The sequence below is a fragment of the Methanoculleus sp. genome (genome assembly GCF_020696975.1).
Lineage (GTDB): Archaea > Halobacteriota > Methanomicrobia > Methanomicrobiales > Methanoculleaceae > Methanoculleus.
Genome location: NZ_JAJGBK010000003.1, coordinates 103,900 through 128,460, shown reverse-complemented (window position 1 = coordinate 128,460; position 24,561 = coordinate 103,900). Strand labels below are relative to the sequence as shown.

The 24,561-nt window shown below is 59.5% G+C and carries 21 protein-coding genes; 8 read left to right on the top strand and 13 right to left on the bottom strand.

Translation table 11 applies throughout. The annotated features are described in order from the left end of the window. The first annotated feature begins 144 nt into the window (after positions 1-144). Positions 145-288: a hypothetical protein gene (locus tag QZ650_RS00925; RefSeq protein ID WP_214166083.1), complete on the top strand. Its 144-nt coding sequence runs from the start codon at positions 145-147 to the stop codon at positions 286-288. Between the two features lie 37 nt (positions 289-325). Here the strand turns inward: QZ650_RS00925 and QZ650_RS00920 are convergent, their stop codons facing one another. After that, positions 326-1,606, bottom strand: a complete 1,281-nt coding sequence (locus QZ650_RS00920) for a Fic family protein (RefSeq protein WP_292520210.1) — start codon at positions 1,604-1,606, stop codon at positions 326-328. Between the two features lie 212 nt (positions 1,607-1,818). Here QZ650_RS00920 and QZ650_RS00915 point away from each other — a divergent pair, with 212 nt between their 5' ends. Beyond that, positions 1,819-2,436 carry a nucleotidyltransferase domain-containing protein gene (locus QZ650_RS00915; RefSeq protein WP_292520211.1) on the top strand — a complete coding sequence of 206 codons (618 nt, stop codon included), beginning with the start codon at positions 1,819-1,821 and terminating at the stop codon, positions 2,434-2,436. A 146-nt stretch (positions 2,437-2,582) separates the two neighbouring features. Further along, on the top strand, positions 2,583-2,960 hold the full coding sequence (locus QZ650_RS00910; protein WP_292520213.1) for a HEPN domain-containing protein: 378 nt from the start codon (positions 2,583-2,585) through the stop codon (positions 2,958-2,960). A gap of 280 nt (positions 2,961-3,240) precedes the next feature. On the opposite strand, the gene QZ650_RS00905 is transcribed toward QZ650_RS00910, so the two are convergent. The 4 genes from QZ650_RS00905 to QZ650_RS00890 form a co-directional block, all read right to left on the bottom strand. Then, a complete protein-coding gene (locus tag QZ650_RS00905) occupies positions 3,241-6,423 on the bottom strand; it encodes a hypothetical protein (RefSeq protein ID WP_292520215.1) in 3,183 nt (1,060 codons plus the stop codon). Further along, complete coding sequence (locus QZ650_RS00900; RefSeq protein ID WP_292520217.1) at positions 6,420-7,427, bottom strand: hypothetical protein; 1,008 nt, start codon at positions 7,425-7,427, stop codon at positions 6,420-6,422. Before QZ650_RS00900 ends, QZ650_RS00905 begins: the two co-directional genes overlap by 4 nt. 446 nt (positions 7,428-7,873) lie before the next feature. After that, complete coding sequence (locus QZ650_RS00895) at positions 7,874-8,011, bottom strand: hypothetical protein (RefSeq protein ID WP_261597080.1); 138 nt, start codon at positions 8,009-8,011, stop codon at positions 7,874-7,876. A 147-nt stretch (positions 8,012-8,158) separates the two neighbouring features. Continuing rightward, on the bottom strand, positions 8,159-8,827 hold the full coding sequence (locus tag QZ650_RS00890) for a DUF2115 domain-containing protein (RefSeq protein WP_366829887.1): 669 nt from the start codon (positions 8,825-8,827) through the stop codon (positions 8,159-8,161). A gap of 35 nt (positions 8,828-8,862) precedes the next feature. Here QZ650_RS00890 and QZ650_RS00885 point away from each other — a divergent pair, with 35 nt between their 5' ends. After that, on the top strand, positions 8,863-9,057 hold the full coding sequence (locus tag QZ650_RS00885; RefSeq protein WP_292520222.1) for a hypothetical protein: 195 nt from the start codon (positions 8,863-8,865) through the stop codon (positions 9,055-9,057). A gap of 1,207 nt (positions 9,058-10,264) precedes the next feature. On the opposite strand, the gene QZ650_RS00880 is transcribed toward QZ650_RS00885, so the two are convergent. Both QZ650_RS00880 and QZ650_RS00875 read right to left on the bottom strand, forming a co-directional pair. Beyond that, positions 10,265-11,491 carry an MFS transporter gene (locus QZ650_RS00880; RefSeq protein ID WP_292520224.1) on the bottom strand — a complete coding sequence of 409 codons (1,227 nt, stop codon included), beginning with the start codon at positions 11,489-11,491 and terminating at the stop codon, positions 10,265-10,267. Positions 11,492-12,002: 511 nt separating this feature from the next. Next, positions 12,003-12,140, bottom strand: a complete 138-nt coding sequence (locus QZ650_RS00875) for a hypothetical protein (protein WP_276832671.1) — start codon at positions 12,138-12,140, stop codon at positions 12,003-12,005. Between the two features lie 420 nt (positions 12,141-12,560). Between QZ650_RS00875 and QZ650_RS00870 the strand changes: the two genes are divergently transcribed. The 3 genes from QZ650_RS00870 (at position 12,561) to QZ650_RS00860 (ending at position 16,219) form a co-directional block, all read left to right on the top strand. After that, positions 12,561-14,900 carry a PAS domain S-box protein gene (locus QZ650_RS00870; protein WP_292520226.1) on the top strand — a complete coding sequence of 780 codons (2,340 nt, stop codon included), beginning with the start codon at positions 12,561-12,563 and terminating at the stop codon, positions 14,898-14,900. Positions 14,901-15,046: 146 nt separating this feature from the next. After that, a complete protein-coding gene (locus QZ650_RS00865; protein WP_366829884.1) occupies positions 15,047-15,487 on the top strand; it encodes a YkgJ family cysteine cluster protein in 441 nt (146 codons plus the stop codon). 228 nt (positions 15,488-15,715) lie between these two features. After that, positions 15,716-16,219: a GNAT family N-acetyltransferase gene (locus tag QZ650_RS00860; RefSeq protein WP_292520228.1), complete on the top strand. Its 504-nt coding sequence runs from the start codon at positions 15,716-15,718 to the stop codon at positions 16,217-16,219. Between the two features lie 105 nt (positions 16,220-16,324). On the opposite strand, the gene QZ650_RS00855 is transcribed toward QZ650_RS00860, so the two are convergent. The 6 genes from QZ650_RS00855 to QZ650_RS00830 all read right to left on the bottom strand — a co-directional run bounded on the left by QZ650_RS00855 (position 16,325) and on the right by QZ650_RS00830 (position 23,813). Beyond that, a complete protein-coding gene (locus tag QZ650_RS00855) occupies positions 16,325-18,367 on the bottom strand; it encodes a M13 family metallopeptidase (protein WP_292520231.1) in 2,043 nt (680 codons plus the stop codon). 191 nt (positions 18,368-18,558) lie between these two features. Beyond that, positions 18,559-19,821 (bottom strand): hypothetical protein, encoded by a 1,263-nt coding sequence (locus tag QZ650_RS00850; RefSeq protein ID WP_292520233.1) that lies wholly within the window; start codon positions 19,819-19,821, stop codon positions 18,559-18,561. Between the two features lie 137 nt (positions 19,822-19,958). Next, complete coding sequence (locus QZ650_RS00845; protein WP_292520235.1) at positions 19,959-21,563, bottom strand: hypothetical protein; 1,605 nt, start codon at positions 21,561-21,563, stop codon at positions 19,959-19,961. Positions 21,564-21,892: 329 nt separating this feature from the next. Further along, positions 21,893-22,738 carry a cache domain-containing protein gene (locus QZ650_RS00840; RefSeq protein ID WP_292520237.1) on the bottom strand — a complete coding sequence of 282 codons (846 nt, stop codon included), beginning with the start codon at positions 22,736-22,738 and terminating at the stop codon, positions 21,893-21,895. 179 nt (positions 22,739-22,917) lie between these two features. After that, positions 22,918-23,412: a hypothetical protein gene (locus QZ650_RS00835; protein ID WP_292520239.1), complete on the bottom strand. Its 495-nt coding sequence runs from the start codon at positions 23,410-23,412 to the stop codon at positions 22,918-22,920. Between the two features lie 107 nt (positions 23,413-23,519). After that, entirely contained in the window at positions 23,520-23,813 is a 294-nt protein-coding gene (locus tag QZ650_RS00830; RefSeq protein WP_292520242.1) for a hypothetical protein, read from the bottom strand. Positions 23,814-24,019: 206 nt separating this feature from the next. On the opposite strand from QZ650_RS00830, the gene QZ650_RS00825 reads away from it, so the two are divergent. Next, on the top strand, positions 24,020-24,556 hold the full coding sequence (locus QZ650_RS00825) for a PRC-barrel domain-containing protein (protein WP_292520244.1): 537 nt from the start codon (positions 24,020-24,022) through the stop codon (positions 24,554-24,556). Positions 24,557-24,561 lie beyond the last annotated feature (5 nt).

Below are 24,561 nucleotides of genomic sequence, written 5' to 3'. Positions count from 1 at the left end.
CATTGCTGAATAGTTAATTAGAGATGTTTTGTTCAGTATTTAAGAGAAGCAATCGAGATTTTAGGCTAACATGAAGACTCTCGCGTCAATATGAATGACCCACTGTTTATATTGTGATCGTCCGCTTGAGGAGGCGTCGGAACCATGGCAAATCCACTGAAAACCGGACTGGAACTGACCCGGGAGGATGCGCTGCGTTTTCACCGGTACATGGAAGGCCATGAAGAGCTGCCGCAACGCGGGCGTGAGATGATGCGGATAGCGGTTCGGCTGGCCGAGCAGGAGTAACTCCGATTACCATAGATATCTGAACGATATCAGAAGTTCATCCTTTCCAACCCCTGAATATGAAGACGTACTCCTTGCCCGACTTCCGCTTCGCCAGGTACCCCAGTTCTTCGAGGCGGAAGAGATCACTCCTCGCCGTTCCATACGCCACGCGGTATGTCTCGACGATCTCCTTGATCGTGATCGGCTTATCCGGGTGTTTGATAAGGGATTTGATGATCTCTGCCTGGCGAAGGCTCAGCCCCTCGTTCTTCTGAAGGATGGTTAACGCCTGTTTGCTCTCTTTCTGCTTCTTCTCGATATACTTCTGGATATTGTCGACCGCGGTCTTTACTGCGGCAAGATTGTAGCGGATGAAGTACGTGAGGTCGTTCTCATCGCTCTCGGTATAGAGGTATGCGAGTTTATATTGCCCCTCCGCATCTTTTATCGCTCTGGATACCGCCATGTGTTCGAACAGCCAGTAGTCCTTCCGGAGCATGTACCAGTAAAAGATACTCCGTGCAGTCCGACCGTTCCCGTCATTGAACGGATGGATGTATCCCATCAAAAAGTGCAGGGTGATGCCTTTGATCACCGGATGGATGAACTGCCCGTCGTCATTATTTGCAAAGGCGCAGAGTTCCTCGATGAGTCCTTCGATCGACGCGAAATCGGGAGGTGTGTGCAGGACATTGCCTCTGAAATCAAAAACCCCGATCTCGTTATTGTCCCTGAACCCACCTTCATCGTCCGGGTCTTCGAGCGTATCCCTGGTGATGGTCTTGTGGATCTCCAGAATCAGCTCCGGGGTCAGATCTTCGTCCTTTATCTGAGTGATCCTCTTCATCGTGATGTAGTTATTCAGGATCATCCTCTCGTCTTTGGTGGCGGGTTTCCTCTTTTCACGGAGCATCTTTTTCGCAATTGTCCTCGTGACTGCGGCTCCCTCGATCTGGCTCGATGCAATCGCCTCTTCCATCAGAGAGTTGATGATGAACTGGTTCCGACTTTGGGGCAGCGAATCGAGGCCCAATGAGATGATCTCCGCTGCCGTTCTGTCAAGAAAATGAAGGTTTTCGAGGAAATCATCAAGAAGATTATATTTCAACTGAAGATCGTCGAACGAGACATGTTTCATATCCCTCTCTCTGAAGGCCTTCATCAGTATCCAGACGTAGAGGGGGTCTACCGGAAGATCGCGCCGTTTGAGCTCTTCCCAGTGCAGGTACCGTTTGTTGTAGTTGAAGACCGCGTCGATCACATCTCTGGTATCCGGATGCTCCCAGGCTTTTTTTACATCTGCCGGAGAGTATTCGGGAGTGTGAGGGAGTTTCATGGTTAAATTTCATCTATTGCATCGATCCTTTTTATCATTATCTATCAAAATGTAACAAACTGATAGATATTGTAAATGAGGGGATAGAGAAGTCGCCCGGGTACGCCTGTGCCGGTGACGATTCCCCACAGAGATGCCTTTATGTATTTCAGTTGACATATACTCAACAACTGATGACTAAATATCAACATACGTTGAATTTAAATCAACAAATGGAAAACCCCACCCGACGACACCCGCACAACAAGACCCCGGAGCCCACCCCGGCCGGGAACCTCCACCCCTGGGATTTCCTTGACGCATACGGCTCGCTCCTCCGGAAGTCGTCGTTGATCCTCCTCGTCGTCCTCGGAAGGGAATACACGAAAAAGTTCCACGTCCGGGAACTCTCGCGGACGGTGGGGCGCGACGTCTCGCTCGTCAGCAAAAACCTCAAAGACCTGGAGGCAATGGGCCTGGTCGCCCGCGAAGATGTGGGAAACCTTGCCTTTTACCAGGCGAGGGTGGAGAGCGTCCTCCTCCGGCAGACGAAGATCTGGTTCACGCTCCTGGAACTGCAGCCCCTCGTCCGCGACCTGCAGGAGGTGACGGCGAGCGTCGTCCTCTACGGCAGTTGTGCACGAGGGGAAGACACGTCCGCGAGCGATATCGACCTCTATATCGAGACCGCCGAAAAAGAAGCCGTCCGGGAGGTGCTGCAACGGCACCGGGCCGCCCTCTCGCGGGAACTCTCCCCGGTCGTCCATACTCCGGACGAAACCTATCGATTAAAGACCGAAGATGCTCCATTCTTCGATAGCATCTGGCAGGGGATTGTTCTAGGCGGGTGAGGAATGTCGTACAGGTTTCAGGACTGCGTGAGCCGCCGGGGTGTGGTCAAACGGCCCGCAAGCAGTGCGATGGTCGAGAAGGAGTTAGCCGAAGCGAAACGAGATCTCGATTCGGCGAAGAACTCCCTCTGTGACTCGGACTTCAAGTGGACGATCATCAAGCATACTACTCAATGTTCCACGCCTGCAAATCGCTGCTCTTTAGCGCTGGTTACGTCGAGAAGAGCCACGAGTGCCTTATAGCCGCCATCGAAGAGTTGTTCGTCGACAGAGGGCTGCTGCCTCCTGCAATTGTCTCCGACCTCCGCAGAGCGAAGACCGCGCGGGAGGCCGCCGACTATGGCCTGACGTACGGTAAAGCCTCCGCCAACGGAACCGTGCGCGAGGCAGAGCAGATCTTCGATATCGTCTCGGGTTACCTTACAGGAGCCATGTGGTCTGCGAAGGTTGCCGTCGCGGGAACGATCTTCGATATCGTCTCGGGTTACCTTACAGGAGAGGGGTTTGAGACTCCCTCCCCGTGATCGCAAAGAGAGGTTCCCGGCGGAGGGTGATAACAACACTCGCTCACTCAACCGGACCCGGCTTTTAGCACTACCTGAAAATACAGAACCCCGCAAAAAATATCTCACTCCGCTTCGGGCTTCACGTCGACGGCAACCCTGTTCCGGGGCTCCGTAGAATACCAATTCTGGGAGAAGTTAATAGTTCGCGGCGCCGATGCCCGACACCTGCAAACGCGATACGTAACTTCGTCCCCGGCCGATTCGCCGGACGTTCAACCCCGGCCAAAAAAAAAGAGAATTATCCGATCCGCTGGTTGGTCTTCGGATCCATGTAGAGCGGGTCGCGCCGCTCGGCGGCTTCCCCGAGTTCCGCGGTCGGGAACGGGAACGACTCGTAGAGCGACGTGAAGATGTACTCCAGGAGTTTGTCGACCGCCTTCATCGGGTTTATGACGACATACCAGTCGATCTCCCGCTCCGAGCCGGGCACGTCTACCGTCACCTTCACATAGAGGGTCTCGGCAGCAGCCGTTCCTAACTCCTCCGTCACGTAGGACGCACCGACGCCGAAGAGCCCTTCCACGTACTTCTGGAGGATGGGGCCTACCGCTACGTCTTCCGTGAGGGTGTTCACGCCCGGAACCGCGAGTTTGCCCTCGGGCATCATATCCTCGAGCATCCTGGCCGCCGACGAGTTCAGGAGCTTGGAGAGGCCCGATTTCGGGTCGTTGACCTTGCCCTTGAGGAAATCGCCGAACTTCTTCGAGAAGAACTCGAGCGAGATGTCGGAGAACGACGAGATGATCGCGTTGTACAGGCTGCGTTTCCCGTTCTCGTCGAGATCGAAGGTGTAGTGGCGCACCAGGTTGAAGACGCAGAGCCCCGCGATCACCTGGGCGAGTTTCTTCGGATTCGCTTTGCCGATATCCTCGAAGCACGACTTGGTGTAGTTCTCGATCATCTCGGAGATGTGCACACCGACCTTGATCTCGTCCCAGTTCACCCCGTTGCCCATGAAGAGGTCGGCCGAGAGTTCGCCGATCAGCTCGACCGTGAGTTCCTTCGTGGGGGTGAGGATCGCCTCTCCCGCAGGCCCCGTGTAAATGGTCATGAGGTAGGAGAACGCCTGGTCGCCGAACCACTTCACGACGGAGAGGAAGGTTATCCAGTCGTCCATGGTATCGGCGGTCTCCATGAAGTCCGCCGACTCCTGGGTGTAGTAGACGATCGAGTCGTAGACGATCTTCTTGCTCATCAGGCGGAGCTCGGCGGCAGTGAAGTTCTGCACGTTCTCCCGCAGGAACCGGGCGGTGTCCGGGTTGATGCCGAACTTCTGGATCCTCTTCTTTAAGAGGGCGAGTTCGGTCTCGCGGTCCTTGCGCACCCCGAGTTTGTCGCCGATGAGGCGGATGGGGAGATCGAGCTCGTAGGTCTCGTCACCGTACTCGCAGGTGATCGGGAGCTCCAGGAAGTACGGATTCTTCTCATCCTCGCCGATCTGCTGCGCGGGGGTGAACTTGTAGGCCTTGTTGGTGTTGTCCGGCTTCTTCTCGATGGTGTACTTGAACCTCGATGCGAGGACCTCCGTCCTCGGGTCGGTTCCCTTGAGTTCGCCGAACACGGGCGTGTACTCCGTCCCGTCCAGGAGTTTCACCACTTCCTTCTCGCCCTCGGTCACCCTCACGGCGAGGTTCACGATGAAGCCGGTCGGCTGGACGTCGTCCTCTTCCGTGTCGAGATCGTCGTAGGCCGCAAACCGGGCGTGCCCCTCGTCGTCGTAGACGACGTCGGTGACGCTGATGCCCTCGGGGTAGAAGATCACCGTGAACGCCTCCTCGACGGCCTCGTCATCCTCGGTGGTGGCGATGACCCTCGCGCCGTATCTCGTCACCTGGGCTCCCTTCTCGGGCAGCGGGCTCGTGTTGACGATCTTTGCAATGTAGTGCGTCTCGTCGATCTGCTCGAGGGAGCTCGTGAACGGCGCCTCGTCGAGTTGGGTGATCGTGACCTCCTTCGGCGGCTCGATGAAGTCGACGAGTTCGACCTCGACGTCGTAGGTCATCCCATCGCCGTAGAGGACGTTCAGCCGCAGGTCCATCGCCTTCCCCTGCTCGGGGAACCGGATCCTCGGCTCGCCGATGATCCGGAAGTGGATGTTGTTCGTGAACGACCCGCCCTTTCCGGTGTAGGCCACCCTGACGATCCCTTCCTTGGCCTGCTCGTGCTCATCCGCTGAGACAAACGCTCCCATGTAGCCGCCGGTGAACGTCGGATCTTCGACCCGGAGGCCGCCGCCGGAGGTTATCGAGAGCGTCGCGGTGAGGTCGTCGCGCTCGATCTCCTCGCCCTCCGCGGTGATCTCGATCATCTGGGCGTATATAGTCTCGGGACTCTTCCCGCAGACGATGTAATCCTCGAAGTCCTTGCGGATCCTCATCCGGTAGGTGCTGGTACGCTCCGTCTCGCTGCCGCCCCTTCCGCCGCCGACCGCCGCTGCAGCGCCCGCAACCGCGGCTCCTGCGGCACCGATCCCGGTTATGACCGCGAGCGGTATGCCGTAATCGCTCTCGCCGGCGCCCCCGCCCGGAGTGTTTATAGAGAAGGCGCCGCCGCCGTAGCCGCCGAAGACCTCGTCATAGTTCCCGACGATGAGCGTTCCCTTTGCGTTCGCCGCATCGGCGATGACCGAGTCCACGACCTTGTTCGCATCCTCGTACGCCTTCCTCATCTCGGAGCGTGCCGTAGCCACCTGGCTCTCCGAGGGATACGGATCATACGTCAATGACCGGCCGTTGTCATGTTCGAGGCCGACATGGCCCCGTATCCTGATGTAAGCAAGCCCTGAGCCCGCTGGGTAGAAGTCCTCGCGGATCACGTAGTAGGTGAACGTGTTCTCCAGGTGATTATCCGCGACGTTGCCGCCGGCCGCCCAGTTGAGATCGTCCGTCAACTCGCGCACGCCGATGACGCGGTGTCCGTTTATGGTAGTATCCACGTACTCGATCTCAGCACTGGAACTCTTGACCGATTCTTCCAGAACGGTCTTTAAGTAACTGGCATACTCGCCCACCGTCTTGTACTTCGTGGTGAGGCCGAACTCGGTGAAGATGTAGCGGCCGGCAGTGACTTTTCCCGTAATCTGCCTGATCTCGCCGCCGCCTGCGTCGCCCTGGTAGGTGTAACTGTAGACATCCGTCGGGATCTCGGTCAGGACAAGCCGTTCCGCCTCGGGGTCTACCTTCCCGAGGTTGCCGATGATCAACAGCGTGTTCTCGGTCGCAAGAAGTTCGTCCGTCCCTTTCTTGTAGACGCCGATCGGCATATCGACGACGAACCCCTCGTCTTCCATGCTGTGGATGTACTTGCTCGCCAGTTTGTAGTCGTAGTTGTTGGTATCGGTGAGCGAGTAGCTTGCAGCCGCGGTTCCGGTAAGGAAGAAGGCTGCAAGGAGCACGAGCAGCAGTCTCGCCATCGGCCTCATGCCGGGACACCTCCCGCCTGCTTCTGCACGGTGACCATCAGGACGGCGCCGGCCACGAGGAGGAGGAACCCGGCGATGTAACAGGTGTATCCCCCGAAGATGGAGAGGACGACGCCGAGAGCAAACCCTCCTGCCCATCCCGCCATCACCTTCGTGACCAGTCCTGAGTCGGCCCTGCCCTCTTTTGCAAAGACCGCGGCAACGACCTGCCGCACGCAGCCCGCCCGGTTCGCCAGAGCGCGGGCCGCGATGAGGAACGCCACGATCCCCACCATGCAGTTCATGAACGACGATGTTCCCGCGAGGAAGTTGTAGACGAAGAGGGCCGAACCGCCGCCGATGAGAAGAGGGGCGATCGATGTGATATCCCACCGTTGCCCGGAGAACTGTGCGGCAAAAGAGCGGATGCTTGCGACGATGCTCTCGCCGGAGATCCCGCCGACGATGAGCAGCGTCGCGAAGTAGGCGATCAGGCCCTTCCCGATGAGGCCGCCGATGAACCCCGGCACGCCGCCGGAGAGCCCGCCCCGCGCGAAGGTCAGGAACGAGAGGGACTGTACCGGCGCCGGGTTGAACCCCAGGGCCGGGAGGATGGTCAGGGCAAACCAGACCAGGGCCATGACTCCTGCGGTGATCAGGAGTTTCCTATTCGCTAAACCGCTCTTGAAGCCGTCGAACCTCTTCTGCACGCATCCTTTCACGACCTCGCCTGCAGAATGCTTGACCGCAATCTCCGCCGCTGCATCGTCTGCCGTGTCGGAGACACAGAGTTCACCGGAGAGGACGTAATCGCCCGCCTCCGCAGCTGCGTGAGCGTCGCCGTCCCGTGCATAGTTGCCGTCGTCTATACGGGGAGATGCTCTGGACTCCTCGCGCATCTCCGTGACACCCGCTGAGACCCTGGCCGCTGCAGAGTCGATCATCACGGTTGCCTTATCAGCAGCGCCGGATGCAATCTCCCCGGCCCTGCCAAAAATATCGTTCACCTTGTCACTGTCTGCCATTATTAATCGACACTCCTGGAAACCCGCCTGTTCCGGGATTATCCAATTAGTATCCTTCAGATTCCATGGTGCGGTAGAATCCGGGATATTTCTGAAAGATAAATATCATGTCATCGCCGTGACCCTATTTAATATATCCTAAATGTTTCGGTCGGGCGCGAGAGCGATGAAGAGAAGCAGACTCCGCTCGGCTCAGCGAAAGGATCTCAGCGCGTATCATGGCCCCCCGGGGCGGGAAAAAACGTGGTTAAAGCCCGTCACCGGATAGCCGGCCTGCTCCTCTCCATCCGGCCGCATCCCGACGTGTTCATGCGGATGGCGGCGACAGGCTCTCGGATGCTCTGCAGCAGAAGGTCGTCCTGCGCCATATCCCGTACACGACCGGCGCCATCCCTGCGGCGCACAGGCTTATTTGTCGTAGAAAAAAACCCGGGCACTCCGGCGGCTCACTTGATCTTCTTCTGGAGTTTCTTGAGCTTCTTCTTCGCGGCCTCGCTCCCCCCGGCCGCCTGTTGCGCGAGTTCTTCCGCCTTGGCTTTCTTTACTCTGTTCAGTTTCTCCAGTTGTTTCTTGCTTGTCGGCATACAGGTACCTTGCCACGTCTCTGGCTGGTTCTATATCTTCTTTGTTTGTATAAATACCCGTGTATCGTTGTACCGATCAAGAAAAGGGTGCCGGCTTCGCCTTCCTTTCAGATCCCTTCAGGTGGTGAGCGGACTTCATCGCCGTGATCACCCCTCCTCAGTCTGCAGGGCAGGGCAGAAGTTGCAGATCGAGAACGGGACCTCCTTTTCGCGGTCGCGGATGAGACAATAATACGACCCGTTGCGTTCTTCGACCCGGAACCCTCCCGGGAACGGCGTCCCCACCGGGTGGCCCGGGCGGTCGAGCACGAAGATCGTGAAGGCCGACATGAGGTAGTAAAAGACCCGATGCCGGGGTGTATAACGAAACGGGATCCGTTCCGTGGATTCATCCCACCGGAAGCATCCGTCGGGGATCATACGGCAGAACTCAACGAACGTTGCACGATCAGTGATCGGTTCGGTCATGGACAGGAACCGGCCCGACCGGTGCATGGCAAGAAGCTGGTGGTGAGCGCCGAACAACTGTTCGGTGATGTAGGGGTGGATCTGTTTCCGGTAGGGGTCGGGCAGCCGGATCATCTCCGCGTGCAGCCGTCCCCCGATGATCTGAAGATCCATAAGCGAGTAACGACCGACCTCTTCGGCGAGGAGCAACCCGAGATCTCCCTTTGTCACCGCGGCCGCCATCCGCCGGGCCATTTGATGGATTGCACCTGCTTCTCCTTCTGCCGTGATTGGATCGAACTCCTTTCTGTATGGGTATACTGATGATCTTCCATTAATCTGGCGGGGTTGACAGACAGGTCCTCCCACCTGCAATCGCCGGGGCCTCTGAGGTCACCTCACCGATGTACGAAGACGCATCCCGGATCTTCACCGCACCGGCGAACCTCGGCAACGAACTCTTCCCGCCCCGGATCAGCCTCAGGCCCATCAAGGTCTTCACTCACCTGGTGAAGTTCAACCCATTACGAACAAGATGTGGTCCGGGCATATCAGGGGACAGGCGATGCGAGAGAACCCGAAAGAGGACTACCAGTTGATCATGAGCCAGGGTGGTTGAAGCGTTGCATGACCGGCGGCCGCCGGGAGGACTATGCAATCGCCGGGGTTGACCATGCGTGGAGAATGACAGCAGATGACAGCAAGTGACAGCACGTTGACAGCAGGTGCTGTCATTCAACAAGTGATGAATAAATGCGATTTCTTAATTCAGGGCACAATCCGGAGTTTCCCCTGTTTGAATGACAGCAGCACGGAAAACACAGGCACCCCGGACGTCACCGGCACGCTCATCGTCTATGCTCTCCGTTCTCTTATTCTGCTGTACATATATGTACCTGTACAGGTATATACCCCATGTAGAGCAGCATTTTCAGAATCCTCACCGCTCCTGGCACCGTCTCATTGACAGCAGTTGCTGTCATTCTGCTGAAAACTGCTGTCATTGCTGTCATTCGTCGGGCCGTCGTCCGGCCAGATGGCGGTATCATTGTTCCAGGCCCGATAGACCTATCATAGTATCTATCAATTTGATACATTCTGATAGATACTGTAAACGAGGCCACCGCATCTCCTTACTATCGGTCGGCCGCTGCCAACGTTGGCAGCATCTGGCAGCACGTTGGCAGCAACTGCTGCCAATGAGCAAAGCATTTCTGAGGCTCAGATCGGCATCTCCGTCCCGATACAAAGACTTCACCAATTCATGTGCAGCAGTGCGGGAAACACAGGCACCCCGGTTCCCCGTGGGAGGCCAATCGCCCGTGCTCTCCGTTCTCCTATTCTGCTGTACATATAATTACATACATAGATCTCTACCAGTATATCAGCCAGTTTTCCCAGAATCCTCCTCGTTCCGGGCGATCTCTTGTTGGCAGCAACTGCTGCCATTCTGCTGCAATCTGCTGCCACTGCTGCCAACGTCAGGAGCGCTGTCCGGGCCCGTGACCTCACATCCGCCGACCCCATCCGCAGTGGTCTCGTAGAGGCCGACCGCGAGGCATTCTCCTCGCATCCAGGGCCTGCCTTCCCGGAGTCTGCCAACGGCACAGCAGGGTTCCCGGCCACCCGGCATACCGGGGAAATGGACTCCCAATTGTCTCCGGTTATCTTGCAGGAGAGGGGTTCAAGACGCCCTCTCCAGAATCACAAAGAGAGATGCCCGGCGGAGGGTGATAACAACACTCTCCAGGTCAACCAAACCCCGTTCGCAGCACAACCTGAACTACGGAACCGCAAAAAAAGATTTCACTCCGCCCCGGGCCTCAGGTCAACGGCAACCTCCCGCGGGGCAAACTGCCTTTTCACCATCGCGAGAGCATACGGCAGGGCAAGCGCAAACGCCGCAGACCCGAACGCCAGAAAGAGGTTGCCGTAGGTCGCGACAACGGCGATGACCGGCACGATGGCAAGCGTGGAGACGAACAGGCCGAGGTTCATGGCCACCGAGAACCCGCCGCTTGCCCTGCCGATGAACGGTTTCGGCGTGATCGCGGCGATCCAGCTCAGGATCGTCGGCATCAGGATGCCCTGGGCCAGACCGACGAGGATCACGGAGACCCCGACGGCGAGAAGCGACGTGGCAAACCCGAGGCCGCACAGACCGGTCCCGAAGAAGACAAAGACAAGGGTGAGCAGGGTATACCGGTGGAACCTCCAGGCGACTCTCCCGTAAACGAGTCCCACAAGCGAAGAGGCGCAGCCCATGGCTCCCAGGAATATCCCGGCGGTAAGCGCGAAGTTTTCGCCCAGGATTCGTGCTACATCCAGATTCGCAATCAGGTAAGGGAACTTCGTGGGCACCAGGAAGAACAGCATATTCCCGAGGAACACGGTTGCATATCCCGGGAGGAGGAGGGAGGCCGGGAAGGTCTCTTCGGGTGCTCCCGCCGTCTTCTCGACGTTCACGCGAGCGGGTTCCCTCATCGTCAGGAGAACACCCGCGAGAATGACGACACCGACCAGGTAGATGAGAAACGCCGCACGCCAGGATATCCCTGCGAGATACCCGCCGCTGATCTCGAGGACCACCACTCCCATGCCCATTGCGGCCGCCTGGTACCCGAGCACCCTGGCGCGGGAGATCCCATCGTAATAGCAGACAATCAGGGCGGACGTCGTGCAGATGATCCCGGCAATGCCGATCCCGAGGATGAACCTCCCGACCAGTATTGCGGGTAAGGTGGTGAGGAAATATCCGGAACACCCCGCGATGGAGAAGAGAGCAACAGAGGCGGCAAGGACCGGTATTTTGCCGATCCTGTCCGAGAGTTCTCCGATGAAAAAGCCGGTGAGGGCTATCGCAAGCGCGGGAAGCGTAATGATCATGGAGATCATGGCTTCTGGTGCATCGGGAAATGCTTCGCTGATCAAGGGGAGAGCCGGCGCAACTGCAGCTCCTCCCATGAGAACCATCATGGCTGCAAGCAGGAGGAAAAGCAGCGTCCATCTCGTTGGTTTGAACGGTGTAACCATGCCTTATTCAGTCGTCCGTAATGCGATATGAAGTAAGTACTCCTGAATACAATCGTTGATTGCCGTGATCGATGATTCTTCGCATTTACACGTAAAAACGGATGAACAAGTATGAGAGCGAGGTATGTGCGATCCCGTTGGCTTTATGGGTGACAACTACCCGCAGAATCCACAAAGATCCCCGTGGCAGAGGTGGAAAGAGTGCATCGTAATCCGGTTTGACACGATTAGACTGGTAAGAAGCCGCCTATCGAAAACTATCCCCTCGCAGCCCTTAAATCTGGGTATGCTTGATAAAAGGCGTCCCAGACTCACAATGCGCTGCCAGGACTGCAATTTTCCGCTTTCAGGTTACGGTCGAGCACCTGAAAGCGAACAAACCGATCGTCTGTGGCGGCTGCGGCAGGATCGTGACCCTTCGCGACGCCAACGGATCGATTGAGGACCAGTTATAAGAGTTCAGAGCGGCGGTCGAAAAAGAAAATAAAAACAGCTGAAAGCCCCGGGCAACTCACTTAATCTTCTTCTCGAGTTTCTTGAGTTTCTTCTTGGCAGCCTGACTACCCGCAGCCGCCTGCTGCGCGAGTTCTTCTGCCTTGGCCTTCTTCGCTCTGTTTAACTTCTCCATCTGTTTCTTGCTTGTTGGCATACAGGTACCCTGCTATTTCTTTGACTGGTTCTATTCATCGTATTCCCTCATATAAATATCCCCAAACGGGCTGCATTTTCAAAATATCCTGACATCTTCCTATTGGCGGCAGTTCCCGCCACTCTGCTGCGGGTGCGCTCTCACTGCTCTCATCGCCGGGGTCGCATCGGGGCCATCTCCCCGGTGAGGGGAGATCTCCCATTGTGAACCGATGCCACGGGCCGTAGCCCTGCCACCCGCCGTCCTCATGCACGGTGGCGCCGGAGGGGCCGGCCGCGGGGTGCTCATCCTGAGGATGACAGGACAGATCATTATATACTTCCCGTGGACGTTCTCCCCGTGAAGAGCCCTGCAACGAGGATCTTCCTATGGCGATCCTGCCGGACGGGGCCGGGCCGCATGCAGACCACTGAGCCGGATATGGAGGTACGACCCGAGATACTGCAGATACTGGAAGCCATGGGGGATGCCGTCATCCTCGCCGATTCCGGCATGAACGTCCGGGCCATCACCCCGTCCATGGAGCGCCTCGCCGGGATCTCAGCCGGCGACGCCCGCGGTGCGGATGCGGTCCGCATCGTCGCCGACCGGATCCTCCCGGACGCCGACCAGAGGGAGCGGGTCCTCGCGCTGCTTTGCACCCACACCGGGTCCGGCGAAGTCACGGTCCGGGCCGGGGAACGGTGGTACGCCGTCTCCTCCCGGCGGGTTGAGGAGACCGGCGACTGGATCGTCCGCTTCCGCGACGTCACCCGCCGGGAAGCCGCCGAAGGAGAGGTGCGGCGGAGATCAGCCGATCTGGCCTTCCTCGCCCGGGCGGCGACACAACTCGCCGCAATGCCGCCCGAAGCCGACGTCTTCTCTGCAATCGGCGCCTACCTCCATGAACTCGCGCCCGGTTCCGTCGTCATCGTGAGCGCCGCCGACATCCAGGCAGGCACCCTGAGCCCGCGGGCGTTCTTCGGCATCGAGCCGTTCCTGCCGGATATCATCGAGGTCTTCGGGGAGGGGCTCACCGGGATCTCGGTCGGACTCCCCCCGCACATCCGGGAGATCATGCTCAGCGGCGAGATCGAGGAGGTGAAGGGGGGGCTGCAGGAGATCGCCCTCGGCCAGATCTCCCATGAGGTCTGCCGTAAGTTCGAGGCCATTGCCGGATTCGGACCGATGTACTGCATCCCGTTCGCCTGGAAAGGCGAGGTCTTCGGGACGGCCGTGATCCTCACCCGGCTTGAGGGCGGGGAGGTCAACTTCCGGGCCGTCGAGGTCTTCCGGAACCTTGCCTCGATTGCCCTCCAGCGGCACCGGGCGGAGACCGAACTGCGGGAGAGCGAGAAGACGTTCCGGACCCTCATCGAGAAAGGTTCCGAGTTCATCCTCATCATCGACGAGGAATTAACGATCCGGTTTGCGAGCCCGTCTATCGAGCAGATAGACGGTTTTCCGTCCGAGAGACTGGTCGGGCGGCATGCGTACGATATGATCCAGCCTGAAGATCTGCCGCAGGTCAAAGAGATGGTATCGGCACTGGCGCGGAGGCCGGGAGAGAGCATGCAGTTCGAGGTCCGCTTCAGGGGTCCGCGCGGAATGCACATGATCGAGGCGATCGTGACCAACCTCATAGGCGACCCCCATATCAGGGGCTTTGTCGTAAACGCCTGGGACATCACGGAGCGAAAGCGGACCGAGGATGCCCTGCGGCGGGCAGAACGGGAGAAAGCCCTTATTCTCGACTCGACTGTTGAGATGTTCGCCTACTACGGCACGGACCTCAAGGTGCTCTGGGTCAACCGCGCCGCCGCCGCATTCATCGGCAGGGAACCGGCGGACCTGGTCGGGCATCAATGCTACGAGATATGGCACAACCGTACAGGTGTCTGCGACATATGCCCGGTTGTCCTTGCCCGGGAGACCAGGCAGCCCCGGGAGGCCGAGATCACCACACCCGACGGGAGGGTCTTCTTCCTCCGGGGGTATCCCGTCACCGACGAATCAGGAGAACTTACCGGTCTCATCGAGTTCGCGCAGGATATCACCGAGCGCAAACGTGCAGAGGAGGGCCTCCAGCGCCGGACTGAAGACCTTCTCCGGCTCCAGAACGAACTGGAGGTATCCAACCGGGAGGCTAACCTTTACCTTGACATCCTCACGCACGACATCAGGAACACCGAGAACGTCTCGAACCTCTACGCCGAACTGCTCGTCGATATGCTGGATGGCGAGGCCGGCAGATACGCAGAAAACCTCCAGCGAAGCATCCAGAAGAGTATCGAGATCCTGGGCACCGTCTCCACCATCCGCCGGATCCATCAGGCATCTCGCGAACTCAAACCGATGGATCTCGATATGGCAGTCAGCAGGGTGATCGAGAACTTCCCGGGCAGGGCCATCCACTATACCGGGGCTCACTACCGGGTCCGGGCGGACGACCTCCTCCCGGTGATCTTCAACAACCTCATCGGCAATGCCGTCAAGTTCGGTGGTCCCGATGTCGAGATCACCGTCAGGGTCGAGAAACAGAACGGCGAGGTGCTGGTGACGGTCGAGGATACGGGCCCGGGTGTGCCGGACACTGAGAAGAACGAGATATTCCGCCGGTACGAGAAGAAGAAGCGGGGCGTCGGCGAGGGGCTCGGCCTCTACCTCGTGCAGATCCTCGTCGAGCGCTACGGCGGCAGGGTCTGGGCCGAGGACCGGGTGGCCGGCCACCCCGAGAAGGGCGCTGCGTTCCGGTTCACGCTGAAAAAGGTCGCGGAGTGACCGGGATGGGAGTTCCCGGCAGGTATTTCATCGTTGCGATGAGTACTACCGGGTAATGAGCATACCAGTACACCAACCGCCCGGCATTCGGGGAGGCGGTCGCCACGGCGTGTAAGTGCTGCCAGTGCGGCAGCTGCTGCAGCCACATGCGAAACGTCTACGCGACGATCGAAGAGCGCGGCAACCACACCTTCGTCGTGCACAACGCCTATACCGGGGAGACGAAGGAAGTGCAGGTCGACCCGGACAAGATCGTGTTCTTCGAGGACAGGAGCAGCATCAAGGAGCTGCCGGAGGCATGCCCCTTTCTGAGATTCGATGGGAAGACGGAAAAGGGATGGTGCACCGTCCACCTGACACGCCCCGACCTCTGCCGCGACTACTGCTGCTGGCGCCTGGTCATCCTCGATGCCCAGGGCAAAAGGGCCGGACGCGTGATGTACCAGACAACGTTCCTCCCGGACGACGACGAACTCGGCCGGCTCTGGGAGGGGGTGCAGCCGACGTTAAAAGGGCTCTCCGGCAGGGAATGGGATGATGCCGTCATCAATATCCTCACGGCAGCCGGATACCGTGTTCGCCGGTAGGGGCCGGGGGGCTCTGAAGAAGGCGATAGCCCTGTTCTCCCCCGGAGCCTGCTCCCGCTCCGGCCCCGTTATCCGCTCGCCCCCGGCGTTCCGACTACAAACCCATCCGGACCGGCCAGCATTAGGAATTCTGGAATAGAGCCACAATCGCGGATTTATTCTCCACCTGGTGGGCGTCATCGTCTGGTTTTAAAAAGGAAGACCGGAGAATACTCTTTATCAGAGAATATGGACGACCTGACGGTTACGCTCATCCCTGGGAGGAACCAGGAGAGAGAAGCAGTATTGGAACGAGCCCGGCGAGAATGGGCGGACATAATCCATTCAAACAGCGGAGCCAGGTATGCATGGGACGGGATCGCGGACTTTGACGAGGACCTGTTAATCCTCGAATCCCCCGAAGAACAACTACTTGGAGCGCTATCGTTCTGCACACGCTACGGCGACGAGAAGAACATCTACGTCTCCCGCATAGGGGTCATACAGGATCACCGGGGTTACGGGAAGCGGCTGATGCAGGAAGTAGCAAAGATTGCTGCCGGTAAGGGTCAGGGGATTGTTGCATTACCGACAGCCGAGGGGCAACGCCTCTTTTGCCGGATCGGAATGCGTCTTCGCCCGAGAGGGAGCCGATATGAGCCGGAGTACGCGTTCACCCCCGACGAGGCGAAGAGGTTTGCAGAAGACCGACTGACAGGTCCGGTTCTCGAGGTTAAAGGTTATCAGAAGTGACCTATTCTCGCGAGCAGGGGCGGTCCAGGTTCACCGGGGTCCGATCGCTTATATTAAAAATTGTAATTCGAGGCCGGCAGCGCTCTCCGGCCTGACCGAATCCCCTCACCAGATAACCGGCCTCTCCTCGACCTCGCGATAGAGAGCATCGCCGGGCCCGATCTCCGGGAAGGCCTCGTAGAACTCCGGGATGTTGAAGAGAACGCCGTTCACCCGGAACTTCGCCGGTGAATGCGGATCGATCAGCACCTGGTTCCGAAGCAAGTCCTCCCGGTCGTTCGCCCTCCAGAGGTGCGGGGCCGCGAGGAAGAACCGCCGGTCCGCGGCGGGGTCGGCCGACCCGTTCTCCACCTTCTTCCAGGCGTGGTAGGCTATGGTCAGGCCCCCGAAGTCGGCGATGTTCTCCCCGAGGGTGAGGTTGCCGTTGACGTAAAGGCCGGGGAGGACCTCGAACGCGTCATACTCGGCTACGAGCAGGACCGTCCTGTTGTTGAAGTTCGCGGCGTCCTCCTCCGTCCACCAGTCCCTCAGGTTCCCATCTTTGTCGTACTGCCTCCCCTGGTCGTCGAAACCGTGCGTCATCTCGTGCCCGATCACCCAGCCGAGTGCCGCGTAGTTGAAGGCGGGGTCTCTATCCGGGTCGAAGAACGGCGGCTGGAGGATGCCTGCGGGGAAGACCATCTCATTTCTGGTCGGGTCGTAGTAGGCGTTCACCGTCTGCGGGGGGATGAACCAGATACTCCGGTCGACCGGCCCGCCGATCTTCTCAAGCCCTTCCGGCCCGTGGATGAAGGTGTGGGCTCTGGCGGCACGGACGTTCCCCATGTACGAATCCGAGAGGTTCAGTCCCGAGTAGTCCGTCCATCGGTCGGGATACGCGATCTTCTCCCCCATGGCGGCAAGTTTCTCGCGAGCCGCGGCTTTTGTCGGCTCGCTCATCCAGGTGAGGTCTGCTATCCGCGTATCAAACGTCTCGCGGATGGCAGAAAACATCCCCGACACCATATCGCGGGTCCGGGGATCGACGTACCGGGCGACATACGCCTGCCCCACCAGATCGCCGAGGAACTCATTCTCCGCCGCTACGATACGCTGCCACCGGGGCTTCATCTCGGGAACACCGTAGAGCGCCGTCTGGTAGAAGGCGAAGTGCTCCTCCTCGAAGGATGAAGAGAGATAGGGAGATGCCCGGTCGATCAGCCGGTAGCGCAGGTAAACCTTCCAGTCATCAAGCGGCGCGGTCGCGAGCAGGGAGTTAAGCCTCTCCACGTAGCCCGGCTGATAGATGTGCACCGTATCGACCGGGCCGGAGCCCGGGATGGCGGCAAGGGTCTCCCACCCGATGGCGGGGTACCGCTCCTCGAGTTCGGCGAGGGTGTAGATGTTCGTGGTCATCTGCAGGTCGCGGTTCTCCTCAGAGGTGAGGTGGGCCGCAGCGAGGGCCTCTTCCAGTGCGTAAATGGTCTCTGCGTCGGCGGCGGCCTGTTCTGAGGAGGTTCCGGCGAGCACCAGCACCCGGGCTATGTGATCCCGGTAGGCCTCCTGGATCTCAAGGCTTTTCGTATCGTCGCGGAAGTAATAGTCCCGGTCCGGCAGGCCGAGCCCGCCCTGGTAGAGGGCCGCAACCATCACGGTGCTGTTCTCGGGATTGGCCCCGGCCCAGTAATAGTAGACCGGATCGAACCCCTCTTTCAGGAGAACGACCGTGGTCCCGGTCAGATCGCTCCGGGAGTCGATTGCGTCGATCATGGCGAGGAGGTCTGAGAGCCCGTCGAGTCCCTCCCGGTCGATCGCCCCGGTATCCATGCCCGACCGGTAGAATCTTCCAGGGAGGGTGACGTTCCGATCGGCGCTCTCCGGTGCGGCCGCCGCATCCTCAAGGAGAGTACGGAGGTCGTTATCCACCTGATCGCGCATCCCGGTGAATGTCGTGTAATACGGCTTATCGGCCGGGATGGGGTGTTCCGCTATCCATGCATCGTTGACGTAGGCATAGAAGTCGTCGCCCGGATGGACGGACTCGTTGAGGGCGAACTCGCTATCGGGCGGTTGCGGTACGGGATCAGGGATCGCTGTATCATCCGGGGCGAAACACCCGGCGCAGGTGAGACAGGCAATCAGGAGAAGGGTCAGAAGAACGCGTCTCATAAGGAGAGAATGTTTTTTTCCCGGGGAATAAGAGTTGTGATTCGCGTTTCCATCCCGTTTCGTGCGGCGGTTCAGGGAATAAGGGGCGGTGCGCGATGCCTGCAGGCACGGGGGCAGGCGGATATCGTTCAAGCATGAAACGGCATCGCTTGATGAAGATCGGTCGGACCTACCCGGGAGTTGCCGGGAACCTACGCTGCCATCCTGTCGGCCGGGGATCTTTTTCGGCCGTCGTCCGCCGTCCCGGCGACACGCATGATGACACCGACGTCCGGCGTCACCATACAGACGGGGAAGTAGCCGAAGAGCGACGCGTAGTCGATCTTGAGCGCCCGGTACCGGGTGAGGTCAAGGGTTATTCTCTCGAGATCCTGTGCCATCTGCGCCGTCACGGTGCCGCCCAGCGACGCCGCGACGAGGTTTCCGACGGCCGGGAGCACCTCCTCGTGGATCGTCTCGATCCTGGATGAGAGGAGGGATTCGACGAGCGTGCGGCTGTAACCTCCCTGCAGGTGCCGCACGACGATCATCTGCGCGAGGAAGATAAGGGCGAACATGCCGGCCCCGAGCTCGATATCGGCCTCGGCGGAGATGAAACTCTTGTAGGTCACCCCGGGGAGGACGATCGCCGCGATGGTGATGATGCCGGCAACGGTCGTCACGACGGCGGCGGTGAGCGCATACTTCAGCCCCCTGGTCCAGGCCTCATTATACTGCTCTTTGATGCGGGACTGCATGCCGAGTACCCCCGCAAAAAAGCCCCGCGAGTACGGCTGCACATACACGATAGCGACATAGAAGACGATGATTGCGGCGGACTGGATGACGACGATCACGGCGGAGTGCGGTGCAAACTCACCGTTCACGAGCCAGCCTGCAAGTGCGAAGATCGAGGAGAGGGTAAAGAGCACGAGAAAACCCGGGGCGAGCGGCTGGCAGTTGATGAAGAAGAGGTTCCAGCCGAGTTCGTAGAGGGAGTCCCTCTGTTGCGTGAGCCTTCTAGCCGTCTCTATCGCCTCGGCAGGGATGGCGGCGCCCTTTTCGAGACTCTCCCACGAGATGATCTCCTCAAGACTCGTCCTCTCGCGATTCCCAAGATCGTTGAAATACCTGATGTAAGACTTCAGATCCCCCGTATTGGTCGGGAGCAGAAGGAGGAAGGGGTTTATCATCAGGAATATGAAGGACGCCATAATCCAGTAGAGGAGATACTCACCTGTGTATGCGATAGAAAGCCCCAGGTTGATCAGGAGCACCGCTCCGAGGATGGGCGAGGTGTACTCAAGGCTCCACTTCATCCCGGCAAGAGTGGCCAGGTCATTTTCTGCCGCGGCGATGATCCTCTCCGCCTCAATCCGGGTGGATGCAAGTCTCTGCGAGAACTCGTCCGGCGAGATCGCCGGCGCTCCAGCCTCGCTACCCTTCCCGGACCGGCTTTCGTGCGGCAGTCTCATTGATCATAATTTCTCCGAGGGCATTCATAAAAATGCAGGTGCGGCGGGAGTACTCCAGATTGTGAGCCCGAACCATCCCCGGTCGTCAAAGTTCGCGGCAACCCGATCGCCGCCGTCATGGGGGCGAGGGAACATCCTCACTCTTCGTCGCCTGCCGCCGCCCGGGCCACAGGATACCCCTTCCCCGTCACCGCCCCGCCGGTTGCCGCCTCGAGGTCCGGCCACTTGAGGATAACCCCGTCCGTATCCTTGAGCGGGACGGGGGGATGCGTCTTCTGCGTCAGCATCGAGACGGCGTACATCATGATCCCGGCAACGACCGTCGGGGCGAAGGTGAAGAAGACCGTCCACTCGTTGTCCGGCGGGACGAGGGTCGGCGTCCCCTGCTGCACCGAGAGGACGACGGCGCCCGCCACCGTCGTGATGAGGCCGCCCACCATCGAGGCGATGGCGCCGGGTGCGTTCGCCCGCTTCCAGAAGAGGCCGCAGACGAGCGCCCAGAAGAGGCAGGCGAAGAGCAGGGTGAACCCGAAGATCATCAGGTCGTAGAGGCCGGGGGCAACGAAACTGATCCCGATGCTGAAGAGCCCGATGACGACGACGAGAGCGCGGGTGAACCGCAGCACCGTTCTGTCGTCCCTGGCGTGATCGGAGACCGCGCCGTGAACGATGGTGGTCGAGATCACGGCGGCCGACGCGAAGATCGCGGAACTCGCCGTGGACATGATCGCCGCCATCAGGGAGCCTACGAAGATGGCCATCATCCAGGGGGAGAGCAGGGTCTTTGCCAGGAAGGGCACGATCAGCTCGGGGTCCTCGGCCAGGATGGCGCCGTCGATCATGCCGGTGTTGACCATCACGATCCCGAGCAGGCCGAGAAAGATGGGCCCGAGGCCGGCGACCCAGTAGAGCCCCGCGCCAAGGCAGAGCCCCTGCTTCGCGGCCCGGTCGTCGCGTGCGCAGAAGACCCGCTGCGAGATATCGAGCGACGCGAGACTGCCAAGCCCCATACCGCACCATGCGGCGAACCAGGCCATAATGCCGGTGAGGGTCCACCCGATACCGCTCGGGGAGGCGTCGCTTGGGAGGATCGACCAGAAGTCTGTGGGGGTGTTCGCGGCGATGACCTCGAAACCGCCGACGAACGCGATGCCCGTCGGTATGAGGAACGCAAGGCCGAGGAGGATCAGAACCATCTGGATGTTATCGGTGATGATGACGGCGAGCATCCCGCCGAGGTAGGTGTAGACTATCACGATCAGCCCCGCGAGGACGGCGCTCTCGACGCCGGGAAGGCCGACCAGGACGTTGAGGATCTTGCCGATGGCGAGGATCTGCACCGAGGTCCAGAAGAGGAGCGTGGGGAGGGAGAGGAGCGAGGCGATGAGCGCGCCCCGCGTCCCGTACCGCAGGTAGTACATCTCACCGAGGGACGCGATCTTCATCTTCCGCAGAATCGTCACGAAGAAGATCGCCATCAGAAGAAGCGTGACGCCTGAGGCCCACGGGTCCGCGATGGTGGCGAGCATGTGGCCGCCGTAGGCCGCCCCGGCACCCCCGAGCAGGGTGCCGCCGCCCCAGAACGTGGCAAAGAGCGTCCCCCCGATGAGGAGGGGACCGACATTTTTATTGGCGACCAGGTACCCCTTCGACGTCTCGACGCCGCCACGGCGCTGGACGATGAAACCGATGGCAAGCATCGCTGCGAGGTACAGCAGGATAATCAGGAGTTCAAGGGTCATCCAGAAACCAGTATAAGTTTTCCTCTGGTGTTTTGAGGATTTCGGAATGCATCGCCGCGGATTGTGGAGAATGCCCGGAAAAATCCGGTTAAATGAACAATTATGGGGATTTAGAGGCCGGTTATGGCATTACGTCCGACACCGTAACGGAGCAGGAGAAGACCGCCTGCAGAGAATTGGGAATCCGGTTCAATCTCCCGGAGAGCCCTGACGAAGAATTGGGTGCCCGCCGTCCCGATAGGGACCACGCGGGAAGACCCGGCGGTGTATCCTCCGGGAGACTTCGAGGGTCCCGGCCCTTAGATCATATCTGAGAAAAAGAGAGAGTATTATGCGGTATTGTCCCGGTGGAGGGTCAGAGTTCCTGCCATCGTTGCCGCATCACCGCCCGGATTCGTCCAGGCAATGAAGAGGGTGTCCTGATCGGCCAGGGATCCCGTCGCCCATCCTCCCGGCTGGTCGATGAACGATATGGTCTCTTTGTCCGGGTTGAATATCCCTACAAACGTCTGGTTCTCCACCGTTCCGTCCGGCAGGGAGAAGACCTTGAACCCGCTGATGACCCGGTCGTTCTGCGCGTTGACCACCCATGTGTTCTCTCCGGCGGGCATCTCCTCGATCGTATCGTTCAGGGAGTACACGGCCCCGTCGTCCGCTCTCCAGACACCGACCATCGTGGGGTAATCGGCCCGGACCGTCGGGTTTGCTGCCGCAGGCAGATCGGCAGGGCCTGTGTAGATCCCGGACCCCAGCCACCAGTTCTCGTCCATCTGCACGGCATACGTGAGTTTTGATTCAACCGCTCCATTATGTGCGGGGTTGATGTAGGCAATCCGGTGGAAACTCTCCCCGCTCCGGATCGCATCGTTCATCTTCCGGAGGAACGCGCCCACATTCCCCTCGGTCTCATTCAGGCGGTTGACGCCGACCTTCTCCGGGTTGACCGGGTGGGCGAGGGTGGTGCCGTTGAAGTCATACGCGTAGATGTAGAGCTCGCCCTGGATGAACGAGCCGTTCGGGTCGCTGAATTCAGCGAGAGCCTTCTCTTTCCCGTTCTCTCTTACATAAGCAGCCGCGCTCTCGACGAAGGCGACGAGCGTCTCGTTCGAGGTGTACTGTGCCTGGGGTACAGTATTGTTCAGTGTCAGGTCAGCTGCACCGGACTCGTTCTGCATGCAACCGGCCGAGATCAAAGACAGGCCGAGAGCAAGCATGAGAGTGAATAAAATCGCGAGAGATCTCATTCTATCAGATTGCCTTTGCCCTCCGATAAATTTGCCGGCAGGCAGAGACCCGATAGCCTAAGAAGCCACGCCACGGCCGTTAAGGGGGCGCCGGGAGCCTGCCCGCGGCTCTACCTCCCCCCTGTCCCGGCGGCTGCCCGGTCCGTCAGCCAGGAGTAGAACTTCCGGTGCCAGAGCGGCACATCGAGCGGCCGGGAGAGCGACTGCCAGGCCGCCCACATAAGCCGGTCGGAGAGGCTCTGCCACTCGCCCGCCCGCTTGACCATATCATCGGCCGGCTGCCCGATCGCGTGCAGGATCTCGTGCCAGATGCGAAGGATGATCGCCTCATCATCCCTGTCCTCCGGTGTGACCCTGATACTCGCCCGGTTCTGCATCCCGCCCCCGAGGGCCCGCGCGGGGATCGCGTCGTCAAAGACGTAGACGGTTTTATCAGGGACCGGGAAGGGGAAGCCCTTCCACATCGGGTCCTTCTGGTCGAAGTAACGGACCTCCGGCGTCCCGGTCCGGACTGTGAACTGAAAATACGGCGGGATGAGCCGGAGGTGTGGCTCAAGCCTCCGCCGCAGTTCCTCGGTCTTGAAGAAGAGGTCGAAGTGAGGCATCGGGGGCGCATTGTGATACAGGTGGTAATAAATGATAAGGTCACCCGGAGACCCGGGCCGGCCCGCCCGCCGATCGCCGGGTATCGTCCGCCCCGGGAGGGTGACACCTATCCCCGGTCCCTCTGCGGTCGAAAACCTTCTGCGAGTGCTCCCTGCCGCTCGTCGATCCAGGCCCGGGTCCAGGCTTTAAGATCGCTGATGCCGGCAGACCCCTGCCTGTCACGCATCGCCCGCAGGTGATCCTCAAGCTCGTCGGCCAGTCCAAAGATCAGGGCCTCGGAGGCTTCTTCGGATAACGCCCCTTTCGCCTGCAGGCTGGCAGCGCCCAGGTCAAGGAAGCGCTGCAACTCGCCCGTTGCCTCGAGAATCGTGGTGAGATTCAGTCTGATGGTAGACCCCATGAAGAGGGGATTGACGCACGCAGTATATAAACAAATCTATTTTTTCCAGGGCAAATAAATGGACGCATTTCGATAAAGAGTAAAAAATATGACAAATATTGCCAAAACCGCCCATTTTTTCACCATCCCTTCCGGCAGGAAGGGCAGACCGGCCCGGCGGATCCTGTGCCTGCAGGCGTAATCATTTTATGGAGGCCCGGCACTCAGTGCACGCCCCACTTCAGGGGGTGCGCCTCCCTGATGTGGGAGCGATGGAGATGGAGAAGATGCAGGAGCGATCAGAGGTTATCCTGGAACGCAGGACACGGACGGCCGCAGAACAGTGGTTCATGTCGGCCGACGATATCCTGGACAAGAACGTGATCAACCCGCAGGGAGACGATCTTGGCGAGATCTCGGATATGCGGATCGGGTTCCCCGAAGGCCGGGTGCAGTACCTGGTGCTCAGGTACGGCGGCGTACTTGGTATGGCGGCAAAGAGATTTGCCATCCCGCCCGAAGCCGTGATCTACCGGCCCGGGGACGACGACTTCGTCGTGAACATCGACAAGCGGCGGCTGGACGACGAACCAGGCTTCGATGAAGACAACTGGCCCGAGGCAGCGGACTTCAGCCTGATCCAGTCGGCCGGGGCCATGACACCCCCGAGCAGGGAGGAGGCGGAGGCCATGAAGCGGGAGGAACCCCCGCCATCCGAGGTCGTCACGACGGAGCGGGTCGAGAGACGCCCGCGGCCGAGGTAACTACG

Coding starts and splice junctions, on each gene's coding strand:
- QZ650_RS00850 (WP_292520233.1), bottom strand. CDS start 19,821: ATGAGACTGCCGCACGAAAGCCGGTCCGGGAAGGGTAGCGAGGCTGGA.
- QZ650_RS00925 (WP_214166083.1), top strand. CDS start 145: ATGGCAAATCCACTGAAAACCGGACTGGAACTGACCCGGGAGGATGCG.
- QZ650_RS00900 (WP_292520217.1), bottom strand. CDS start 7,427: ATGGCAGACAGTGACAAGGTGAACGATATTTTTGGCAGGGCCGGGGAG.
- QZ650_RS00835 (WP_292520239.1), bottom strand. CDS start 23,412: ATGCCTCACTTCGACCTCTTCTTCAAGACCGAGGAACTGCGGCGGAGG.
- QZ650_RS00895 (WP_261597080.1), bottom strand. CDS start 8,011: ATGCCGACAAGCAAGAAACAACTGGAGAAACTGAACAGAGTAAAGAAA.
- QZ650_RS00885 (WP_292520222.1), top strand. CDS start 8,863: ATGTACGAAGACGCATCCCGGATCTTCACCGCACCGGCGAACCTCGGC.
- QZ650_RS00870 (WP_292520226.1), top strand. CDS start 12,561: ATGGAGGTACGACCCGAGATACTGCAGATACTGGAAGCCATGGGGGAT.
- QZ650_RS00830 (WP_292520242.1), bottom strand. CDS start 23,813: ATGGGGTCTACCATCAGACTGAATCTCACCACGATTCTCGAGGCAACG.
- QZ650_RS00865 (WP_366829884.1), top strand. CDS start 15,047: ATGCGAAACGTCTACGCGACGATCGAAGAGCGCGGCAACCACACCTTC.
- QZ650_RS00920 (WP_292520210.1), bottom strand. CDS start 1,606: ATGAAACTCCCTCACACTCCCGAATACTCTCCGGCAGATGTAAAAAAA.
- QZ650_RS00915 (WP_292520211.1), top strand. CDS start 1,819: ATGGAAAACCCCACCCGACGACACCCGCACAACAAGACCCCGGAGCCC.
- QZ650_RS00875 (WP_276832671.1), bottom strand. CDS start 12,140: ATGCCAACAAGCAAGAAACAGATGGAGAAGTTAAACAGAGCGAAGAAG.
- QZ650_RS00855 (WP_292520231.1), bottom strand. CDS start 18,367: ATGAGACGCGTTCTTCTGACCCTTCTCCTGATTGCCTGTCTCACCTGC.
- QZ650_RS00840 (WP_292520237.1), bottom strand. CDS start 22,738: ATGCAGAACGAGTCCGGTGCAGCTGACCTGACACTGAACAATACTGTA.
- QZ650_RS00880 (WP_292520224.1), bottom strand. CDS start 11,491: ATGGTTACACCGTTCAAACCAACGAGATGGACGCTGCTTTTCCTCCTG.
- QZ650_RS00860 (WP_292520228.1), top strand. CDS start 15,716: ATGGACGACCTGACGGTTACGCTCATCCCTGGGAGGAACCAGGAGAGA.
- QZ650_RS00845 (WP_292520235.1), bottom strand. CDS start 21,563: ATGACCCTTGAACTCCTGATTATCCTGCTGTACCTCGCAGCGATGCTT.
- QZ650_RS00905 (WP_292520215.1), bottom strand. CDS start 6,423: ATGAGGCCGATGGCGAGACTGCTGCTCGTGCTCCTTGCAGCCTTCTTC.